Annotated in this window: 7 protein-coding genes; 1 reads left to right on the forward strand and 6 read right to left on the reverse strand. The window is 47.7% G+C overall.

The window, feature by feature from the left end; genetic code table 11:
- Nucleotides 1–14: 14 nt before the first annotated feature.
- Complete coding sequence (locus tag LCH52_12750; GenBank protein MCA0389351.1) at nt 15–1391, forward strand: T9SS type A sorting domain-containing protein; 1377 nt, start codon at nt 15–17, stop codon at nt 1389–1391.
- A gap of 150 nt (nt 1392–1541) precedes the next feature.
- On the opposite strand, the gene LCH52_12755 is transcribed toward LCH52_12750, so the two are convergent.
- The 6 genes from LCH52_12755 to LCH52_12780 form a co-directional block, all read right to left on the reverse strand.
- On the reverse strand, nt 1542–3647 hold the full coding sequence (locus LCH52_12755) for a T9SS type A sorting domain-containing protein (protein ID MCA0389352.1): 2106 nt from the start codon (nt 3645–3647) through the stop codon (nt 1542–1544).
- Between the two features lie 10 nt (nt 3648–3657).
- On the reverse strand, nt 3658–6993 hold the full coding sequence (locus LCH52_12760; protein MCA0389353.1) for a T9SS type A sorting domain-containing protein: 3336 nt from the start codon (nt 6991–6993) through the stop codon (nt 3658–3660).
- Nucleotides 6994–7042: 49 nt separating this feature from the next.
- Nucleotides 7043–9130, reverse strand: coding sequence for a T9SS type A sorting domain-containing protein (locus LCH52_12765; protein MCA0389354.1), 2088 nt, complete (start codon nt 9128–9130; stop codon nt 7043–7045).
- A 55-nt stretch (nt 9131–9185) separates the two neighbouring features.
- Nucleotides 9186–12515 (reverse strand): T9SS type A sorting domain-containing protein, encoded by a 3330-nt coding sequence (locus LCH52_12770; GenBank protein ID MCA0389355.1) that lies wholly within the window; start codon nt 12513–12515, stop codon nt 9186–9188.
- 110 nt (nt 12516–12625) lie between these two features.
- Nucleotides 12626–14752, reverse strand: coding sequence for a T9SS type A sorting domain-containing protein (locus LCH52_12775; protein MCA0389356.1), 2127 nt, complete (start codon nt 14750–14752; stop codon nt 12626–12628).
- A 6-nt stretch (nt 14753–14758) separates the two neighbouring features.
- On the reverse strand, nt 14759–18997 hold the full coding sequence (locus LCH52_12780; GenBank protein ID MCA0389357.1) for a T9SS type A sorting domain-containing protein: 4239 nt from the start codon (nt 18995–18997) through the stop codon (nt 14759–14761).
- Nucleotides 18998–19046 lie beyond the last annotated feature (49 nt).

A 19046-nucleotide genomic window follows, 5' to 3' on the forward strand; every position in this document is an offset into this window, starting at 1 on the left:
AGTTGTGGTCCCAAATGAAATCTCTTTTTCTAAAGATATCTCTATTTACATTACTTATAATCCAAATTTCAGTACTCGCTCAGCGCGGGAAGGCTGACCTCTCAAACCTTGTCAAAGTCAGAATTCCATTAACCGGCCTTCCTCCGGGAACCTCCCAAAATTATTCACAGGACAGCGCATTTTTCCCCTCTGATCCAAGAAACATATGGCAGTACTGGGAGGCTACAACAGATTATCAAACGACACCGTATGTGAAACTCAATTATGTACTTTCTGATACGGTGATGTCGGGAAAGGTGTATCAGTATTATGGAATGTGCAGATGGATTAGATACGATCATGTTGAACGAAAACTATTTGGTTGGGCCAATAATTCTGATCAATTAATTGCGGACTTTTCAATAGAGAAACCAGGTGTACCAATTTACCCGACCATGAGTTTTTATGGTAATATGGGTAGTTATTTTTATCACAATTATCCCGCCACCATCGAAGTGTTAGGAGAACCCAGAGAGGTTCGCGCCTTTTGGTATGAAGGTTACGGTTCGAGTGGAGTTGTAACAGATGAAGAATATGCGAAAGGAATTGGTGCTTATTATCTTTATTTTGTATCCTGGGGTCATGGAAATATTATTCGACAAGATTATCGTCTTAGACAAGCTAAAATATATGATGATACAGGAGTTACGCTCTATTATACCCCGACGGACAAACCGGTAATAAGTTTTACTCGCCCTCCTTCTCAAATCGATACTTCGGTTCTGAAAAAATCAGTAAAAATCCGGCATCCTTATAATAAAAAATACACCTGGAATCTGATGCCAAAATTTTACAATTTTATAGATTCAGCGATTATCGAGGGTTATTATTCAAATGGTGTCAGTTTAATCCCAGCCCCATCACAAAGATTAGTATTCGAACCTCTCGCAGACTCATCAATGATTAATTATCAGTTAAATGACTCTCTACTCCGGGCGGGTTATGAGTTTAATTACCGTTTCATTGCAATCGACAGAAGTATCATACCGCAGTCAGACACACTGCCAAAGAACGGTTATTTCTCCGTAAATTATCCGGCTGTTGGAATCAAGGACAACCCCGTGACGGAGATCGGGTATGAACTTGAACAAAACTATCCGAATCCATTTTCAACAGGAGATGGTTCTGATGGAGGGCTGACTGCTATCAACTATACACTCAGACAGGCCGGTCAGGTAAAAGGGGTGGTTTATGACCTCCTTGGAAGTGAAGTGGCAACCCTCGTTGACGGAGAAATGCCGCGAGGAACACACTCTCTCAAGTTCGACGGGAGAGGACTCTCCCCCGGCGTTTACATCTTTCGCATTACCTCCGGTGGTTTGACCAAGGCGATAAAGATGGTGCTTCATTAGAGTACAAGAGTACCAGAGTACCGGAGTACCAGAGAGACCTGAGTACTAGAGAGATCTGAGTACCAGAGAGACCTGAGTATCTGAGTACTAAAATACTCAAGTTTCTCAAGTTTCTCAAGTCTCTCAAGTTTCTCGAATCTCTCTAGTCTCTCACTTCATCAGCAACATCTTTATTGCTGCCGAGTTTTTACCCGCCTCCAGCCGGAAAATGTAAACACCCGATGGTAGTCCGTTGGCGTCAAATTTTATCTCATGAGTTCCGGCACTTGTTTCACCGTCTACCAGTGTAGCCACTTCGCGACCGAGAAAGTCGTAAACCACACCCTTCGCGTAACCGGCAACGGGCAATACGAAACGGATAACCGTCTCTGGATTGAACGGATTGGGGTAGTTACCGATCAGCCAGGTATCGGGAGTCGTTGTCTCGTTCGTCAAAACAGTTGATTGCGTCCCCGCGACACCCCCCTTGTAAAGACCACCTGTCCGGGTTGCTAAAAGGAACTGATCGGCTGTCGCAAATTTAACCTCCGTGAAGTTCAAACTCCGGTTGGTCTCTCTTCGGTTCCAGGTATTACCCATGTCGAGTGATATGTAAAGCGCGCCCGAATCACCGGCGGCAATTACCGTCGAATCTTTTATGTCAATTGTGTTAAAAGCAACAGTCGAATCCGAGAAAATGGTGGTCCAGTTAACCGCCTTGTTGTTGGTCTTCATTATCAAACCTTTTCTGGTTACCAGTATTCCCGCGGTATCACCAATCCTTTCATAATCTGAGATCAATGGTGTCAAAACCGGTTTCAGGTTCCACACCGACCCGCTGTTTTCAGTTGTGTAGAATCGGGTGCTGTCCCGTAAAACCCAGCCGTTTTGTGGTGAAGTAAAGTTTAGGTGGGTCAGCCTCGCTCCCGCCAGATTCAACTGCTGGGTACTGGATGTACCCGAGCGTCTGTAAATTGTACTTCTGGCTGTTGAAACGGGCTTTTCCAATGAGTCGGTCACGATATAAAATCCGGTGTCGTATGTGAACGATCTCTCCGAGATGATCACTCCTGAAGAGAATGTAAGAGCCGTTTGCCAGGTCGCTCCACCGTTTAAAGTGTAGTCGATGCTCTTGTCTCTTACCCTCACTCCCTGGTCACTCGTAAGAAAGGTACAGTTTCCTGTCCATTTGTCATCATACAGATAAGACCAGCTTGTGCCGCCATTCGTGGTTCGTGCTATTCTCCCTTTCCAGGTACTGTAAACGCTACCGCTTATGGTCCAGTCATTCTCACCGGTCACATTTATGGTGTGCAAAGGTCTGTCAGCGAACGAAACAACTGTGCTGTAGGTGGGATTGTTTGCAGGGTCCTTATAGAGGAGATCGGGACCCTCGGCTGTGAGGAAGAGTTTCGACCCCTTAATCCAAAATCCCGTATAGATTCTGTTAGTCGGCAGGGTGTAGAAATCAATCGCGGCGCCGCTTCCTGTGTAATCGATCTTGAAGGTGTTGAAGGTGCTGGTCAGTCCGAACGCCCTTCCCGGCTCCACTTCTACGGCCGCCAGGATCTTCGTGGTAGCCGAAGTCGCCGAGAGTGAATAGGTGAGCCCGCCATCAATTGAGAAAATCAACCTGTAGTCCCGCGCGAGGAAAAGCCGGTTGCTTCCGTAACTGAAAACAGCTACTATGGGCGAGCCTGAATATGGCAGGAAGTGGCCGTTCCAGGAAACACCACCATTGGAAGTGCTGTACACCCCGCCGTGTTGGTACAGGATGTAACCCCTGTTCTGATCCGTAAAAACCACTTTGCTTATGTCTCCGGTACCTATGGTCGCTACTCTCCAGTTAGCCGCGTTGTCCTCACTTTTTGCGTAAAATCCATTCTCTCCCGCAACTATCAGGGTGGAAGCGGAAAGAGTTGATACGAAGTTCAGCTTCAAACCCGGGTATCCGGAAAGTGAAATATCGCTCCATGTCTGCCCCCGGTCGCTCGAGGTCATCAGCATGCCGCCGTGGCCACAGATATAAGCAACTCCAGTTCGCGAGATGTGCAGGTTGGTGATCCCTCTGTTACCCTGAATAGCGACGCGCGTGAGCGTCAATCCGCCATCCGCCGAGCGATATATCTCACCATTGCTCGCCAAAACCAGACCCGTCGTAACATCGAAAAAGTCAACCGCGATGAATGACTTTATCTCATTGAATTTTAATGCATCCGTTAATTGTGGACGGGAATCCGTAAACAACAACACTAACAATATGGCAATTTTTTTCATCTCAGTACCCTTACTTCATTAAAATCATTTTATGGGCTAATGCAACTCCTCTGCCCCTCAGGCGGTACAGGTAGATACCACTGGAGAGGGAACCGGGGTCGAAGAGCTCCCTGTATTTCCCGCCATCGAGCCAGCCTTCATGAAGCGTGGCAACCTTTTCACCCATCGTGTTGAACACCTCAAGTGTGTAGTTGCCCGCCTCGGCGATCGAGAACTCGATCACTGTGGAAGCGTTGAACGGGTTCGGGTAGTTCCTCGCGAGTGAAAATCCCTGAATCGTGCCTTCATCTTTCACACTTACGGGGTTCCCCGAGTGAAGGGGTACATAGAAGAGTTTATTCGCCCTTGCTGTTATAAGTATGGTATCTCCCGAGATTTCTACTCCCATCGGCGAGGCTCCTACGGGTAGTCTGCTGTACCTCCAGGGCGTCGTGGGAGTAAGTGAAGTGTAGATCCCGCCGAGTGTGTCGATCACCACGCTTACCCCGTTCTTGGTGACCATATCCCTTATCGGTTTCCGGATCTCGAAGAGTTCAAAGCTCCATGTGTTGCCCATATCGGTGGTCGTCCGCCTCTCACCATTCTTGTTCAGAACCACTATCGTTCCATCGGGTGCGAATCCCGCTCTTCTGTACATTTCTGTCTGTGAGTGGGCAATATACCTGAAGGTCTGGCCCCCGTCAGAGGAGAGGGTGATATTACCAAAATCGCCAACCGCGGCTATTTTGTACACTCCATCGGTCGCGATATGCCTGAAATCACCCCAATTCGGTGCAAACCAGACATTCGACCAGGTGGCTACTCCGCCTGCCGCCTTGAAAATGCTTCCGTAATAGCCGGAGGCGAACAGCAGGTTTGGCGCGAGCGGGGCGATCGATGTTATCATGGTGCTGCCCAACGGGGCTTCTTTTCTTCCGAAGGTGTAACCCCTGTTGCTCGAGTACCCCAGAAAGTTTCCGTTTGTCAGGTAAAATGTCAGGTTGTTGTTCGCGTCGTAGTAAAACCGGTTTATTGGGTAAACCGTACCCGAAGCAACCGTCGTCCAGTTCCCCGGCAACTGATCGGTTCTTGCTATTACACCATAATTGTTCCCGACGATAAGCCTGCCGCCCGGCAGGATGATCGCGGCCGTAAGATCTCCCGTCAGTGGAGTGGTGTATAAGGATGCCTGCAGAGCCACTGTCGAAGACTTGAACGAGTACCACTGGTTAAAACTTCCCCAACCGTATTGGTTCTCGGCTCTTACCCGCCAAAAATAGAGTGCCGAATCCGCCGTCAGGTTCACATTGATCGATGTGGAATCCAGTCCGGTCCTGTCCTCAACAATATTTGAAGTGTCGCCAAGGGCGAGCTGAAAATGGTAATGCGTTATCGGTGCGATTGTCCAAGGCTCCTCCCATTTGAAGTTCAGATTGTGAAATTCGTAAGGCGATCCGTCAACAGGGTAATTGCGAATGACTGTGGTCGGGGCTGTATTGTCACTTCGCGAGAACTTCCAGTAAACACCGTCTGCACTCAGAAGATAAGTGCTGTTCCCACCTGCCGCGACTATCTGCCTCTTCACGATATTTGATCCCAGGTTGATATGCCTGAAATTTCGCTTGATTCCCAGATTGAAGAAAATATTCTGCGTCCCCGCGGTAAGAGCAATAACTCCACCCCTGTTCTGGTCCACATTTGCGGGATAACTCTCCATGTAGATCTTCTGCCCCGAAGCCCCGGCATCCCATGTGCCGAATCCCTCGTCACTTCTGTAGAACAATCCCTGCGAACCGGGATCGTATGTGAACATCCTGTCAGGGAAGTTCTGCAATTCCCAGGTAGCGCCACGGTCGGTTGTCACAAATGCCCTCCCTACAAGATCACTCGTCTTTTCGTATGTCGCGGCCCCGTTCGAGCCATCATAGAAATCCAGATCCTTATAGTACCCTCCCGTCAGCCCTGTATTCATCGGAATTACAGTCTGCCAGCCCGATGTGGTCATATAAAGTGAATCTTTCGTGCAGAAGAATATCGTGTCCCGTCCCGCGAATGACGCCCTTATTATCGAGCCCTTGAATGCAGAGGGAATGCTCTGCCAGCTGTTCCCGGCATCGTTCGACTCAAGTATCGCCCCTCCTTCACAGATGGCGATAAACTCCGACTCGCTTCTTCGCGCGAACCCCGTCACTAATGCCAACTGTGCCGGCACCGTCGTCTCCTGCCATGACTCTCCACCGTCGCTCGTTTTGAGTATCTGGTTCTTCGAAGTGGCGGCAAACCCCATCGCGTCGTTCACAAAATAAAGGCACGATGCATCAAGATTCCCCGGAAATTTGAACCGCTCAACCCGTATGTCCCGGAAACCGTACATGTGAAATACCATCAAGGCCGAGTGGCTGGGCTGGTAAGTTGAGGCCATCACCACCTTGTCATGGGTGGTAACCGCTATCTGATCAAGGTATTGCTCGTGATAATTTATTGGGATATACGAGGTTGAAGAGTCGGTTATCGAATATTTCACTATTCCCCTCGAAAAATAACTGTAGTCATTGTCGAGTGAGAATATCTCAGAGTCGCTCAGATATGCATATCCCCGCGCGATCGCGTTACCGGGTGAGGTCAATCGCTTTAATATCTGGCCGGTTTGCGAAATGGAGTAAACTACCCCGTTGTTGGTACCGATCACAAAACTTCCGGCTCCTCTGGCTATGTAAGTGTACTCGCCTATCGAAGTGGGGAGGTTTATCTTCTCCCAGGTAAAACCATTGTTTGTCGAGTAAACTATCGACTGAGGGTTGGGTGACTGTGGAACTTCTGTAACAAAGAGATATCCGTTGTTGTAGAATATATCAGGCTTTATCGTCCTGTGTTGCCAGGGGATCGTTATCCATGAAACTCCAAGGTCCGAGGATATCATTAGCTCGTTGTTAGTGGTCAGGTTTATTGCGTACTTGTGGTTGAAGAAAAAGCATTTGTTGATCCTCTCTCCGGACCAGAGTGAAGCCGCCAATGTCCAGGTCTCACCCGCGTTGAAACTGTGGTAGATATACTGACTGTCGCGGACCACTACCATCGAGTCCTTTCCCATTAAAAACATCTTCATTATGGCGGGGATCTGGGTTGAGAGACTTCCGTCCCTCCAAGTCTGACCTCCATCGGTGGTTATGCCGAAGTGGGGTGTGTTGGGTGAGTAGGATATCCCGTTAAGTGAATCAACGAACTGGATCCTGCGGGCTCCCTTCCCGTCATAAAAACTGAACGCGTTGGGGATCACTACTTCTGTTCTCTCTGCCTGAACAGGTTGTGCCTCAACTCTTACCATCATTAAAAAGATGGCTGCTATAAGTATAATCGCGGATCGCATTTTACTGTCTTTTCTATTTCTCATGCTGATTTAAATTTTGTCAAACAACTTATTTCAAAAGGATCATCTTTATTGCCCCCGAGTTTTTACCTGCCTCCAGCCGGAAAATGTAAACACCGGATGGTAGTCCGTTGGCGTTAAACTTGATCTCATGGGTTCCGGCACCTGTTTCACCTTCTACAAGTGTAGCCACCTCGCGACCGAGAAAGTCGTAAACCACACCCTTCGCGTAACCGGCAACAGGCAACACGAAACGGATAACCGTCTCAGGATTGAACGGGTTGGGGAAGTTCTGCGCAAGGGTGAACTCACCGGGTACGCCCGGTTCCTCCTCGACTGTCGTCAAAGCGGTGTCGGTAAGTTTGATTATGATATCACCGGAGGCAAACAAATATGCTGTGCCCTTGTCAGCCATTCTCATCAAGCCACCTGTGATCTGGAGCGGTAGTATTTTCGTGGTCCAATCCTTCCCATTCCGGGTAATACCGATCATTAAAGGATGGATATTCGTTTGTCCGTGGATCATCGATGCAAAACCGTTTAGATTGTCAATATAATCCATGGCGAGAATCCTCGGTACATATGAAGTGCTTCCCGTCCAGGACTCACCCTGATTGGCAGTGTAAAGATCGGAAGAGGAAGTGAAGCAAACCCCATCGTTCGGCGAAGAGAAGTGGAATCCCTTTGAATACCCGGAAGGATCGTAATATTTTTGCACCCAGGTCATTCCGCCGTCGGAGGTTTTGTAGATTGAAACACCCGTGGATCCGTGGATGAAACCGACATCCCTGTTTACAAAGTAAAGACCCTCGAGGTTTGAGGTGGCAGTTATCGCGTTCCTCGTCCATGTCGTACCCCCATCCGTGGTTTTAAGGATGAACTTGTTGCTACCCAAAACATATCCATACTGATCATCAACAAAGAAGAATTTCAGGAGATTATCGTTCGAGTTAAGGGGTGCCGCGACATCAAACCAGCTTTCGCCATAGTCAGTGGAACTCATTATCTTGTTCCTTGCATGCAGAAAACCTTTGGCACCCCTTTCAATGAATGTCATATCACTGATGCTGTAGTACGAATGATGCCAGGGGATCTCGCGCCATGTCCTGGCTCCGTCAGTGGTTTTTCGAATGAATTGCGTCCCTTCTTCACCGGCAAGAAAACCTGTGTCCCGCGAGGTGAAAAATGCAGATCTGAAGACATTGTCTTTCCTTTTTGACATCGTCATCCACGAACTGCCCCTGTCAGTCGACCTGAATATCTTTCCCTCATTCCCGGCGGCAATAATGTTGTTTTCACCGCAGCTAACTGCCTTTAAATATCCCATGTTCTTAAGCTCAGTCCAGTCCGCTCCGCTGTTCCAGCTCATCAGATTCAAAGAACCTGCAACAAACACATGTGAATCATCGAGGAATTCGACGCTAAAAAAATCTTTATAGTTGAATGCCAGAAAAACCCATGTTGCCCCCATATCAGTTGACCTTGCGGCAAATCCCTTTCCGACACAGATCAGCACACCTTGAGAATTCAGGTCGAAATCCAATACAGGGTAACCCGGCATACTGTAGATGGTATCCCAATTAACTCCATTGTTTGTACTCCGGAACAACTTCCCGACATACCCTGTTGCTGAAGTGGCGCAGAAAAGGGAATTACCGAACACTTTAAAGCCATAGATGAAGTTGTTGAAATGCTTGGGTGTCCAGCTCAACCCACCGTCAGTGGTTACATACAAGCGGTAGTCAGACCCCATGTACCCGTTGTTGGCATCCTTGAAGTAGATCGAGGTTATCAGTCTCTCCTGTGGCAGAGAGTAGAACAATTCCCACGATTCACCCCCGTTCGTCGATTTGTAGAGCTTGCATGAAGCATCAAACAACCACCCCTCGCTCTCGTTCAGGAAGTAGAGCCCTTTCAAGTCGTTCGTTGTGTTTATTATGCAATTCTGCCATGTCGTTCCCCCATCGGAAGTTTTCATGCACAGGCCCGAGTTTCCAACTATCAATACTGTGGAATCATTAAAGGTCCAGACATTATATATGTCAGCATATGTGGGGGAAGGGCTTAGCAACTCCCACTTCAACTGTGAGTGTGCTGTAAATATGAGCGTAAGTAGCAACAATAAAATCTTTTTCATGGTGATCGCCTTAGAATTTACTTCTTTCTCTCTGTGGGGTTAGGTTCATCATCGTTTACCTCAGAAGCACCATCTTGACCGCTGCCGAGGTTTTACCCGTCTCAAGCCGGAAAATGTAAACACCCGATGGTAGTCCGTTGGCGTCAAATTTTATCTCATGAGTTCCGGCTCTTGTTTCACCGTCTACCAGTGTAGCCACCTCGCGACCGAGAAAGTCGTAAACCACACCCTTCGCGTAACCGGCAACGGGCAACACGAAACGGATAACCGTCTCTGGATTGAACGGGTTGGGGAAGTTCTGCGCAAGGGTGAACTCACCGGGGATAACGGGTTCGTCATATACGCCTACAGGATTACCCGTTTGGATTTTTAGGTAGTAAAGTTTATTGCCCCTCGCCGTGATCAAGATCGTATCGCCTGATATCTCAACACCCATCGGTGAGACACCTTCCGGGAGTTTACTGAATCTCCAGGGGGAAAACGGACTTGTGGCAGTGTAAATCCCACCAAGGGTGTCTATCACCGCGCTGATGCCGTTCTGGGTGATCATATCCCTTACCGGTGCCCGCACCTCAGATGTCTCGGATGTCCAAGTTTCGCCCAAGTCGGTCGATACCTTTCGCGAGCCATACTGATTCAGCACAACGATAGTTGAGTCAGGGGCGAAACTGACCCTTTTGTACATTTGTGGTGCTCCGTGCCCGACATACCTGAAGGTCTCTCCGCCATCGTTCGAGATCGTGATGTTACCATTGTCACCTGCCCCGGCGATCAGATTGGTTCCAAGGGTGTTGATATGTCGCAGATCCCCGTAGGCGGGGGCGAACCACAACTTTGTCCATGGATCCGGCGAAGCCACTGCCCTGAATATACTGCCGTAAGTCCCGGATCCGAATATCCTGTTGGGTTTCAGCGGAGCAACGGCCGTTATCATTATGCTTCCGAAAGGTGCTTCCTTTCTTCCCCATGTGAAACCCCTGTTCCCTGAGTAACCGAGGAAATTGCCGTTCGTTAGGTAGAACGCGAGATTATTGTTCGGATCATAGTAGAATCTCAGGATAGGATAGGTTGTGCCCGATGCCACCGTGGTCCAGTTTCCCGGTAACTGGTCGGTTCTTGCAATCTCGCCGTAATTATTAGCCACGATCAGTCTTCCGTCGGGTAAGATTATTGCCGCTGTCAGGTCACCGCGAAGCGGCGTTGTATACAGGGTTGGCTGGTAGGCCAGGGTTGAAGACCTGAATGAGAACCAGCGATTGAAACTTCCCCAGCCGTTTGAGTTTGCCGCCCTGACACGCCAAAAATAAAGTGCCGAATCTGCGCCAAGGCTCACCGTAACTGAAGTGGAGTCGATACCTGTAATATCGTTCACAATATTCGAAGTGTCTCCGAGAGCGAGCTGTAGGTTGTACTCTGTAATCGGCGATACTGTCCAGGGCTCCTCCCAGCTGAATCTAAGATTCTGGTACTCGTAGGGCGATCTGTCCCTCGGGAGCCGCCTGAGTACCGTCGAAGGGGTAGGGGGCCCGCTTTCATGTCTGAATCTGAAAAGCCTGTTCCCCCCAACAAGCGCGTAGGTAGTGTTGGCATCACCTGGAGCCACCTCTAGCTCATTTAGCCCTCCTCCGATGAAAACCCTCCGGAAAACGGCCCGTTCGCCAAAATTGTAGAAGAGTTGTCCGCTCTGATAGATCATGCCGATCAATCCACCCGGGCGCTGCGCTGTATGAACGACAACTCCCTCCTGGTTTACCGAGCCTCCCTGACCGCCTTCGTACCAGACCGAGAACTCGCTCGCGATATAGTAATAAAGCCCGAGGGTTGCAGGATCGAGGCTGACCATCTGTCTGCTGTAACCGGTTGCTGTCCAGGTCTTACCGCCATCGGAAGTTACAAGCGACTTGCTCTCAAAGTATCCATGCTGATAGATGGCCGATCCGTTCATCCGGTCGTAAAAACAGACATCGGAAAAATACCCGCCGCTAAAACCGGTGTTCACCGGTGTGAATTGTTGCCATGCCGGATCTGTAAAATAGAGGGAATCGTTTGAACAGACGAATATCGTGTCCCGCCCCGCGAATGATGCGCTTACAATCGTCTTGTGGAAGTTTGAAACAACCGGGTTCCAGTTTGCGCCGCCGTCGGGTGACTCAACTATCTGCCCGTTCGCATAGATCGCCACAAACTCTGTCTCGCTCCTTTGTATGAATTTCTTTACCTTATAAGTCACCGCGGGGGTTGTGGTCGCCTGCCATGTCCCGCCACCATCGGTCGTCATTATTATCGTTCCGTCGGACCGGCCCGCAAACCCCTTGGTTCCGTTTACAAAAAAGAGTGTTGTTGCCTCGCTTTCACCGGGCAGATCGAACTGCTCGATCTTTAAATTCCGGTGTCCATGTTTGTGAAATGTCATAATCCCGTCGGTTTTGCCCACATTTCTCGTATAGATCACGAGTTTGTCGTGAGTTGTGGGGATTATATAATTCAGATTCATTGAATTGTTGCCGATAGTAACGGTCTGCAATACCGTGTCAGGGAGGCTAAAGCGGTGCAGCAGTCTGTTGCCCCAACCGACATTGTCGAGGGCGTATATCTCGCGGTCACTAACATATCCATAGCCACCTCTGATGTCAGTTCCACCCGGTCTGTAAGCCTGAATGATCTCACCTGTCATCGATAGGAGATAGAACATATTGCTGGTCGATACCACGAAAAAACCGTTGTCACTTTTTCCGACCTTCCTGTATCCATTCAAAGTTGTTGGTAACTCCACCCTCACCCATGTAGCACCGTTATCCGTCGAGTAGAGTATCCCGGGAGTGGGAGGAAACCTCTCAATAACGAATAAATATCCTTTATCATAGACAGGGTTCTCATTAACTTTGCTGTAGGGCCAGAACGCAGCATTCCATGACGCTCCGAGGTCTGTTGATCTTAGCATGCCCCCCTCTTTGGGGAACAGAATACCATGCTTATGGTTGTAGAGAAGACCATATGCAAATCTCTCACCCTCCCAAAGCGACGCCACATGAGTCCAGGTTTCACCTGCATTATAGCTGTGAAAGACATACTGGCTGTCTCTTATCGCCACGAGGGTGTCCCTCCCGATGGGGAACATCTCCATGATTTTGTCGAGCTGAGAGGTTAACTTGCCGTCACGCCAGGTTTCACCACCATCGGTGGTTATACTGTATTCAGCATAATTTTTCCAAAATGCGACTCCGTTCAGAGAATCACAAAATTGTACATTAGCAGTACCTTTGCCGGTATAAAAACTCGCAGCCCAAGGGACGACAACTTCGGTACCACCGGGAGATTCTGACTGTGCCCTTGTCTGACTAACCACGGTCAGAAAAAAAATGAGAATCAGCGTGTAATTTTTCATAGCATTCCTGCTTTTATTTTACAAATCTTGATGAACTTCGGAACCTCAGAACTTCGGAACCTCGGAAGTGTTGAAATACTGAGGTTCTGAAACTCCGAAGTTCTGAAGCTCTATTTTAAGAGAATCATCTTCGAATATTCCTTTTTCCCGCCGAAATCGAGTGTATAAAAATAGACGCCGCTGTTCAGGTTTTGGGAGTTGAAGTTGTATCTGTTTACTCCGTTTTGGGCGTTAATAATGTCTGAATAAACCTCTCTGCCTGAAATGTCGAAGAGAGTGAGTTGAACATTCCCGCTTTCCTTTGTGAAAAACTCAATAACTGTGCTGTTATTAAAGGGATTCGGGAAATTCCCGATAATGTGATATTCGGGGAGAATGGGACTTGGTTCCTTTACTTCCGAGTACCAGGAATCGTCGAGATTCCCTTTATAAACACCACCTGCTGTAGTAGTGATGAGAAATTTACGGGAGTCGATCATCTTTATATGATTGAAATCAGCCTGTATCCCCGTTTTCAGGAGCTTCCACGACTGACCGCCATCGACTGATGTGCAGATTACCCCCGAATCACCGGCGACAATGAATCTTGCGGAATCAATACCGGCAATCGAGTTGAACCTTAAAACTGTATCTTTAAACAGGAGCGACCACGATTCGGTATTGTTGTATGTTTTCATGATTCTCCCTGTTTGGGTAACGAGAATGCCCGAGGTATTGCCAAATCTTAGATATGAGGAGATGTACGGAGTAATGACCGCTGTCTGCTTCCAGTTGACACCGCCGTCAGTCGTAACATTGAACTGAGTGCTGTCACGGAGCACCCAGCCGTTCAGATTGTCGATGAAATCGAGATGTGTCAACCGGGTGTTTGCAAAAGTTTTGAGCATCGTTTTAGTCGAGCCTGTCCGCTTGTAGATGCTGCTCGCAGACTTGTTGCGGGGTTTTGTGAGGGAATCGGTAATGATAAAATAACCTGTTTGATCGCTCAATGATTGAGAACTGATTATGACCCCCGAGGTATTTGCTATCAGATCTGACCATGTCGCCCCCGAATTTGATGAGTAGAGTTCGGATCTTTCGAGAACCCTGAAACCTCGTCCGTTCGAGAGATAATACTCCCTGTTCACCCAGCCGCCATCGTAACTGTATTTCCAGGATTCACCTCCATTGGTTGTTCTGGCGATATATCCGGATGAAACACCGTTTATGAAAGGGGAATTGCACGAGATGATATAGTCGTTTTCAGAGACGATAGTTACAGAGGAAATCTTTCTGCCACCCAAGGAGACAATACGGGAACTAAGCTGCTGCCCCGAAGAATTGGAATAATAGATATTCGGTCCATCGGTAATTGCGTACAGTGTGTTCGATTTTGACCAGAAGCCGTAGTACCTTTTTTGAGGTTTTTTTTGGGTAGTGAGATTGGTAGCCGTAACTCCCGTTGCTGTAAGCGTTAATGTTCTCATTTTACCCGTTGTGTCCATGATAAAAAGGCTGTTTTGCCCTGTTTGCTTTGTTTCAACGAGATCTGTTTGTTGCCAGGTGAGAAATGAAGTCCAGGTTGCACCATTATTTTCGGATGAAGTAATCAAACCGCCGTCACCTGTAAACATGATGGAGTTACCGCTCTGCAGCATTCCTTTGACGCTTTTTCCGAGTGTTTCGGCGTAGAAAGGGGACCAGGTAAGTCCACCATCGGAAGTTGTGGCTACAACTCCTTTGTCCATAAGCGCCCAGGCTGTGAAATATCCCGTAAACACAACATTATTAATGTCTTCCATTCCGATTCTAACCGACTGCCAGTGTAACCCGTTATCATCGCTTCTTGCGAACCAGCCCCGCCTGCCGGCAACAACCAGACTGTAGGTAGCAATTCTTTTCACGAATGTAAGTGCAGCATCCGGCAGTGAGGTTACGGATACATCAGACCAGGTGGCGCCGCCATCGGTAGATTTCTTAACCATCCCGTTCCTGCCCGAAATGAAGAGTATTCCATCGGGACCGGAAGTTACAGCAAGAACACCCGTATTACCGGGAATGGGGACATCCGACCACGCAAGTCCTGTATTTGTTGTCCTAAGGAGTGTTCCTCTGTTTGTGACTACAAAACCGTAATACTCATTCAAAAATTCGACATCAATAAATGCACTTGTGTCTGAATAATTTATCACGGGCACGAGTTGAGTCCGTGGAGTGATAGATAAAATGAGGATAAAAAATGCAAAATATTTCATCATGTCCCCCTACTTTAAATAGATCATTTTTTTTGTGAAAAAGGCACCGTTTCCTCGTAGCCGGTAGAAATAGAGTCCGCTGGAGAGTTTTGATGCATCAAATATGATCTGATATTTCCCGGGCTCCATAAAACCATTCAGGAGGGTTTGGACTTTCTCACCGTTACTGCTGAATATTTCAAGGGTGTAGGAATCAGCCGTTGTAATTTGGAATCCGATGGTAGTCGAAGGATTAAACGGATTCGGGAAATTCTGGTAAAGGGTATATTCATCGGGGATGTCGACTGAGGGATCATCCGGTTGAATTTCGTCACTGGAGGAACCGTAGTAGATATTCCCGGCTTCCGAGACAACAATCCCTTTCCCGGAGTGGGAGAAGAGTACTGATTTTATACTTCCAAGGGCAAATCCCTTGAAGGAGGAGGTTATCCCGCCGTTATCATCCAGCCTGTACAAATTACCCGAATTGTCACCGACCCAAAAATTCTTTCCGTTTGAAGTGAAAAGGGAGGAGATATTCAGAGTATCATTTGAAAATTCGACAAGTGTGTCCATCAGGGGACCTCTTCCTGTCACAATTCTGTTACCTTGCAACAGGACTGCGAAGAATTTTCCCGGTACGATGATCGCGGGCATGTTCGAAAGTGATCCTGCTGACCAGATTGTCCTGTAGCCCGACAGATTCAGATTGTACTCCCTTATTTCCGATCTGGTGGCTTCGTTGTTTACGGAGGATTCAAGATGGATATAGAGCTTGTTTTTTCCTGCTTTTATCGCAGCTATCTCCAGACCTGCCGCAGCCGGATTAATCTCTGTTTTTTGTATCCATGTTCTTCCGCCGTCATTCGTCCGGAAGAGTGATCCGTCGCGGCATGAAATAAATCCTGTGAACTTGTCGTTGAAAGAGATAGCCGAGGCTTTTTTGTCCGCAGGAATTCCCGAACCTTCGGCTAAAAAGGCGCCGTTGTTATAGACAAGTACACGCCCGGAATCGCCTGCGATGACGACTTCACCCCCTGCTTTTTGAGTAATTACAAACAAATCGGATGTAACGGGAGAGGGGGCTGCCCTCCAAATTCTTCCTTCATCTTCAGACACCATAACCATTCCGGCTCTACCGGCACCCATCAACGATTTTGCGCCCGTAAAAAGATACTGATTCAGAGATGCAGCACCCGGATTGACAACATACTGCCATGGTGCATTGGAACCGGGTGAGGGGAGTGGAGCTACAAAAAGTTTACCGCCTGATGAAGGAATCAACACTTCATTTTCAACGAGTTCAAGTCCGTTGGCAATACGCTTTTCGGGGAGTGTCTGATAGAAATATTCAACTGAGTTGAACGGCATTGTAAACACTCCGCCAAGAGTATCAATCATCATCGAATTGTTTCGCCAGTCCTTAAAACCTCTCAAAGGGGCTTCGAATGCGAGCCGTTCATAAATCCATGTATTGCCCAGATCATTGGATATCCGTCTTTCACCTCTGCTGTTTCTGATGATAATCCGCTGTCCCTCGTCTATTTCAAACCGGGTGAAGGTTTCGGAGTAGGCGAGGGATTTCTGCCTGAATGTAGCACCGCCATCAGTGGAGATGGTAAAACTTCCCTGAGCTCCGACTGCAATAATTACAGTGGAATCGATGGTTTTAATGTCCAGGTTATCACCTGTGTCGGGTGAGTACCAGATGTTGTTCCAGGTGCTGCCACCGTTGGTGGTTTTAAATATGGTACCGTAACCACCGGCTGCATAACCTGTTGTGGCGCCGGTAAAGGCGAGGGAATAAATCATTTTCCCTCTTAAAGGGTCGGCAATTTTTGTCCAGGTTATACCGTTATTAGTCGAGAAAGAGTACTCATTATTAGTGCTGAAGGCATAGATGACGGAAGAATACTTATTAACGGTGAACTTCGTAATTTTGTAAGTGGTTGCCGAATTACCCTGTGTCCATAACCAGGAGAAGTTGTCTGTGAAGCTGATCAGGCCGTTCTCCGTACCTACGAAATATCTGCCTGCAGGTGTTTTTATTGCGGCTGTTACATTGTTAGTGAAATTTGTTTGAACTGTGGAAAATGAGAGAATCTCGGCTGAAGTCCGGAATTTGTACCACGGGTTGAATTCTCCCCAGCCTTCACCATTCCGGGCACGCACCCGCCAGAAATAGAAGGAAGTATCTGAAATTAGATTGAGGGTGTATTTCGGTGAAAAAACCGATGCGTCATCCACAACGATATTGGATGTGTCGCCAAGTGCGATCTGAACCTGATAATTCCTGATTGGGGTATGAGAATATGGCTCGCCCCACTTCAACTCAAAGTTTTTTGGAACAAATTTTGCTCCGTCCGGAGGTGATTGTCTGAGTACCAGGGATGGAATATTCGGCAGATTCGAGGGAGAAAATTTATATATCCTTCCGTTCGGGGCTGCAAGATAGATTGCCTTGTTGCCGGCTGCAAAGATGTGTCTGACCGTGACCGGTTCACCGAGACTGACAAGGGACCAGTTGAATTTGTCTCCAAAAGTAATAAGGAAGTTGCCTCTGTCGGTATATGCTGCAGCCACTCCGTTTTTATTTTGATGAACACCCGTTATCATTCCTTTCAGGGACATAATACAACCCTGCGTATTGTTCCTGTACCAGGTGACTCCTGTGGAATATTTCCAGTAAATGCCAAAATTTGCAGGATCGTATGTGTAGAGGCGGTAAGTCATGATCTTCTTCCACCAGAATGAGCCGCCATTGGTGCTTGTCAGCAAATGGCTCGCAAAATATTCATTCTCATAGGTAACAGAGCCGTTGAGAGAATCGAAGAACTGAACACCCGTGTATCTGCCCGCCGGAACATCGACCCTGATGTGCCTGATCTGCCGCCATAGATGATCTGTTCCGTATAACGAGTCGGAAGTGCAGAAATAGATATTATCGGGATTGCTGTATGAAATGGAGGTAATGTCCCGCCCAAATCCTGATTCTTTCCTTATCCAGTTTTCACCCCCGTCGGAGGAGAAGAGTATGAGACCAGCATTGCCTGAAGCAATAAATTCATTCTCACTTCGAGCGGCGAAACAATTGATCTGGGAGTATATTCCGGGAGTGTTTACCTTTCTCCAGGTTAAGCCTCCGTCAGTGGTTTTCAGGATTTCTCCCGAACCCGTGGCTACAAATCCGAAGGATTCGTTTACGAAGAAGAGTTTTTTCGCCTCGAAGTTGTCTGGGAGTTTCAAATATTCGACCCTGATTCTTTTATCGTTGTACTTGTGGAAGGTGAGAACACCGTCATCAAGGCTCATTGCGGTCTGCCCAAGGACAAGTTTGTCGAATGTGGTCGGGACAATCTGGTTTATATAATTGGAGGTTATTTCAAGTCTGTAACCTGTTTTTGCGGTATCCTTGAAAGACATTTTCGTGAGGTATCTGTAACCATTATCAGCCGCCCAGCCGGTGTTGTCGAGAGCCCATACTTCGGTGTCACTGATGTAGCAGTAGTCGAAATTGTATTTTTGATTTGGACTGATGACGGAAGCCAGAACTGCCCCTGAATCGGAGAGTTTGTAATATTTTTGATCGGTACCAATTACAGCGAAGCCGTTGCTGATTCTCTCAGCCCGTGTAATTCCACTCAGATTAAGTTTAATTTTTTTCCAGGAAATTCCATTATCCGTTGAGAAAACTATACCGGGGATTGAGGTAGTCTGTTCATAAACGAAGAGATATCCATTTGACCAGGAGGGTACTTTTTTGACCGGTCCAAAATTCCAGGGCAGGTCGAACCATGTCAAGCCTCGGTCGCTGGTGATTCTTATTCCGCCTGTGGCAGGGAAGATAACACCGTGTTTTTTATTGAAGAAGAGGCAATTTGAAAAGTGCTCGCTGCTTCCCATCTCATACTTAAGTTGCCAGCTCAGACCGCCGTTGTAACTGTGGAAAATATACTGACTGTCTCTTACAGCGACAAGGGTATCTTTGGCAAGCAGGAAAATTGAGAGAAATTTAGCGAGGTTAGGGGCAGGTTCCCGCTCAATCCATGTGGCACCTCCGTCGGTGGTCAGAGCAAAAGAACCGTTTTGAGTGTTGGCTGTTATACCATTCAGTGAGTCGATAAACTGAAGCCGACCGGCACCCAGACCTGCATAGTACGAGGTTGACCATGGTACCACCACTTCGGTACCGGCAGGGGAAAATTGTTGCGGAATGAGACCCGGACACATTAACAGCACGAAAACCGCAGCTTTTATAATATGTTTCATATATTGCCTGCAATATCTGAATTTGCGAACGAATCTTACAGATTACCCA

The sequence above is a fragment of the Bacteroidota bacterium genome, assembly GCA_020161395.1.
GTDB lineage: Bacteria > Bacteroidota > Ignavibacteria > Ignavibacteriales > Ignavibacteriaceae > UTCHB3.